This window comes from Nitratidesulfovibrio liaohensis (genome assembly GCF_011682075.1).
In the GTDB taxonomy this organism is placed as follows: Bacteria; Desulfobacterota; Desulfovibrionia; order Desulfovibrionales; family Desulfovibrionaceae; genus Cupidesulfovibrio; species Cupidesulfovibrio liaohensis.
Map to the genome: position 1 here is coordinate 1 of NZ_VSMK01000258.1, position 3,956 is coordinate 3,956.

The window sequence follows — 3,956 nt, forward strand, 5'->3', positions numbered from 1 at the left end:
CGCAGCGGGTCGTAGCCGAGCAGGGCGGGGATGCCTGCGTCGGACCCGGCTTCCGCGCCGTGAGGGATGACCTGGCAGAGACCGGCGGTGCCGGTGGCGGCGAGGTGGTCGAGGGTGGGCGTGTGAGCGGCGGCCAGCGGGGTGGGCTGGCCATCGCTGGCGGGCAGGTCGGCCATGCCGTCGAGGATGCAGATGATGCAGGGCGTGTGCATGGCGGAACTGGTGGTGGCGCTTGAGTTAGCGCAGACACGTTGCGGGCGGAATCCGCCTTTTGTCGCCAGACTGTGTTGCTTCGACGTTTTTGATGCTCACGCACGGAAGTGCGCTGCGCTCAAGAAACGTCGAAGCGCCTTGTCTGGCGACAAAAATCGTAATTCCTTGCACCGTGTCCGCACCAGCCATCCGCGCCGGAAGACCGACGCGGAGTATAAGGAAGAAAGGCAGTTTCATGGATGAAATGCGGTGAGAGAACGGCCATGGAATTTGCACGACGTATCGGGCAAAGCAAGGGGCAAGCAGGACTGCCGCCTCGCTGCACCTACATTGTCCCCAATCAAAAAGTTCTGGAGGGGATGGGGTGCGGGGAAGGGGAACCTCTTCCAAGAGGTTCCCCTTCCCCGCGAATTCTTCCCGTTTCCTGCCTCTTCAATCCTTACTGCAACACCCGGTAGCAGACGGGCGGCGCCAGCAGCAACCCGGCCGCCTGCACCTGGGCAATGGCGCCCTGGATGGCGCTGGCCCTGGCGGCGTGGGTCATGAACACCAGGGGCACGCCCTGGGGGTGCTGTCCCTTCTGGATGGCCTGGGCGATGCTGATGGAGTGGTCGGCCATGGCCCCGGCCAGATCGCGCAGCACGCCGGGGTTGTCCGGCACCATGGCGCGCACGTAGTAGCTGCTTTCGGCGTCTGCCGGGGGCAGGATGTCCGCGCGGGGCGGCACCTGGCGCTGAAAGCCGGTGTTGTGCGGGGCTGCGCCGCGCGCCACGGTCATCAGGTCGGCCAGCACGGCGCTGGCGGTGGGCAGGCTGCCCGCGCCAAGCCCGTGCAGGAACACGGGACCCACGGCGTTGCCTTCCAGACGGATGGCGTTGTACGCGCCGCCCACCCGGGCGATGAGGAAGGTGTGCTTGACCAGGGTGGGAAACACCCCGGCCTCCAGCCTGCCGTCCACTTCGCGCACCTGGGCCAGCAGCTTGATGCGAAAGCCCAGTTCGCGCGCGAACTCGATGTCCATGCGGTCGATGCCCGCAATGCCCTGCACGGGCAGTTCGGCGTAGGGATAGTCCATGCCGTAGGCCAGGCGGATCAGCAGCACCAGCTTGTGGGCGGTGTCGTGGCCTTCGATGTCCAGCGTGGGGTCCGCCTCGGCGTAGCCCAGTTCCTGCGCCTGCCCGAGGGCGGTGGCGAAGTCCAGGCCGTTGCTGGTCATCTCGGACAGGATGTAGTTGGCCGTGCCGTTCAGGATGCCGACCAGCGAACCGATGCGGTTGCCCGCGAGGCTCTCCTTCAGCGTCTGGACGATGGGGATGCCCCCGGCCACGCTGGCCTCGTGGTGCAGGCCCACGTTCTGCTGCTCGGCAAGACGGTACAGGTCGTAGCCGTCCTCGGCCAGCAGGGCCTTGTTGGCGGTGACCACGTGCTTGCCCGCTTCCAGCGCGCGCTTGATGATGGCGTGGGGAGCGTCAATGCCGCCCATCAGTTCCACCAGCACGTCGATTTCCGGGTCGTCGGTGAGAACTGCCGGATCGGCGGTCAGGGTTGCGCCCTGCGGCACGGGCCAGGCGCGCGGCTTGGCCAGGTCGCGCACCAGAATGGTCTTGATGACCATTTCGCGCCCGGTGCGCTCGGTGATCCACTGGCGGTTCTCGTCCAGCACGCGGGCAAGACCGCTGCCCACGGTGCCGAACCCGGCCATGCCGATGACCAGACGTCTGCCGCCCGGCTTGTCGCTTTCGCTACCCACACGACCTCCCGGAGAGCACCTTCTTGATGCCCTTCATGGCCTGCTTGGTACGGTGTTCGTTCTCGATGAGGGCGAAGCGGACGTGGTCGTCGCCGTGCGCGCCGAAGCCCAGCCCCGGAGAAACGGCCACGTGGGCTTCCTTGAGCAGCAGCTTGGAGAATTCCACGGATCCCATGGCCCGGAATTCTTCGGGAATCTGGGCCCACACGAACATGGTGCCCTTGGGCGGCGGCACCACCCAGCCCGCGCGGCCAAGCCCTTCGATGAGCACGTCGCGGCGCTTGCGGTAGGTGTCCACGATTTCGGTCACGCATTCCTGCGGGCCGTTCAGGGCCACGGTGGCCGCGATCTGGATGGGCTGGAAGTGGCCGTAGTCGAGATAGCTCTTGATGCGGGTCAGCGCGTAGACCAGGTCGCGGTTGCCCACGCAGAAGCCCATGCGCCATCCGGCCATGGAGTAGCTTTTGGACATGGAGAAGAATTCCACGCCCACATCCTTTGCGCCTTCGGCCTGCATGAAGCTGGGCGGCATGTGGCCGTCGAAGGCCAGGTCCGCGTAAGCGAAGTCGTGGATGACGTAGATCTTGTGTTCCTTGGCGAAGTCCACGACCTTCTGGAAGAATTCCGGCGCGGCGATTTCGCAGGTGGGGTTGTGCGGGTAGCTGATGAACAGCAGCTTGGGCTGCGGCCAGGTCTGGCGGGTGGCCACCAGCAGGTCTTCGAAGAAGTCGCGCCCGCGCCCGATGGGAATGCGCCGCACGTCGGCCCCGGCAATGATGGGAGCATAGGTGTGGATGGGGTAGGTGGGGTCCGGCGCGAACACCACGTCGCCGGGCGACAGCATGGCCAGCGACAGGTGCGAAAGCCCTTCCTTGGCGCCCATGGTGGCCACGGCTTCCGTGTCCGGATCCAGGTACACGCCGAAGCGGCGCATGTACCAGTCGCAGATGGCCTTGCGCAGGTTGGGGATGCCGCGCGACACCGAGTAGCGGTGGTTCACGCCCTTGCCCGATGCTTCCACCAGCTTGTCCACGATGTGCTGGGGGGTGGGGATGTCGGGGTTGCCCATGCCAAGGTCGACGATGTCCACGTTCTGGCGACGCAGCTGCATCTTCAGTTCGTTCACCGTCGCAAAGACATAGGGAGGCAGACGGTGCATGCGCGGAAACTGGTTCATGGCGAAGTTCTCCGTGGTTGAAACAAAAAGAGGCGGCAGCGCCGCCTCGAACCAACGGCGCAAGCCTGCGTCACCGAGCGGCGGCTGCCGCGGTGGCGGCCGCGGCGGTAGCGGCGGCGGTGGTGGCGATGGTAGCGGTCCGGTCGAGGTGGGACATGCCGATGACTCTTGTGGTGGAGAATGGCCGTGTATACATTGCGCGTGCGCCGCGTGCCGGTGCGCGGGCGTCTGGTGGACGCCGTGCACGGAACGGAAAGCCCGAACGAATGATCCGGACAAACGGTCCGGAAAAGTATTCTGACAGGCGGCGAGGCTACCGTGGGTTGCGGTGTCGGTGGTTTGTACTGCAAAAAAGAAATGCCGGTCAATACGCCTAGCTGCGATGATCGGAGACTGTTTGTCCGAACGGTGCCGGGGGGATGCATGAACGACCATACGCGGCCTGTGCGGCGGGTGTACCTGGTGGGGCCGCGCGCCAGCGGCAAGACCACGGTGGGCAAGGCCTTGGCCGCCCGCACCGGTTGGAATTTCGAGGATACCGACGCCACGCTCACTGCCTCGGCGGGCATGACCGTGGAGCAGATCGTGGAACGCGAAGGCTGGGAGGGATTCCGGCGGCGCGAAACCGAGGCCCTGCGCGCCACTCTTGGCCATGACGGGCTGGTGGTGGCCACCGGCGGCGGTATGGTGCTGGCGGAAGAAAACCGGCGCATGCTGCGCGACGGGGGCCTTGTGGCCTACCTGTGCGGCAGCGTGGACCTGCTGGCCGGACGCCTTGCGCGCGCCCCGCTGGCCGCGCAGCGCCCCTCGCTGACC

The 3,956-nt window shown here is 66.2% G+C and carries 3 protein-coding genes and 1 pseudogene; 1 reads left to right on the plus strand and 3 read right to left on the minus strand.

Translation table 11 applies throughout. The features are described 5' to 3' along the window. The 3 genes and pseudogenes from FVW27_RS09755 to FVW27_RS09765 all read right to left on the minus strand — a co-directional run. Positions 1–212, minus strand: a pseudogene (locus tag FVW27_RS09755) (phosphoglycerate mutase); the annotation flags it as partial. 440 nt (positions 213–652) lie between these two features. After that, positions 653–1,963, minus strand: a complete 1,311-nt coding sequence (locus FVW27_RS09760) for a homoserine dehydrogenase (RefSeq protein WP_341806117.1) — start codon at positions 1,961–1,963, stop codon at positions 653–655. Next, positions 1,956–3,140: an aminotransferase class I/II-fold pyridoxal phosphate-dependent enzyme gene (locus FVW27_RS09765; RefSeq protein ID WP_167124719.1), complete on the minus strand. Its 1,185-nt coding sequence runs from the start codon at positions 3,138–3,140 to the stop codon at positions 1,956–1,958. The genes FVW27_RS09760 and FVW27_RS09765 overlap by 8 nt, the downstream gene beginning before the upstream one ends. Before the next feature lie 423 nt (positions 3,141–3,563). On the opposite strand from FVW27_RS09765, the gene aroL reads away from it, so the two are divergent. After that, positions 3,564–3,956, plus strand: a 393-nt coding sequence (gene aroL, locus FVW27_RS09770; protein ID WP_167124721.1) for a shikimate kinase AroL, incomplete at its 3' end; no start/stop codon positions are given.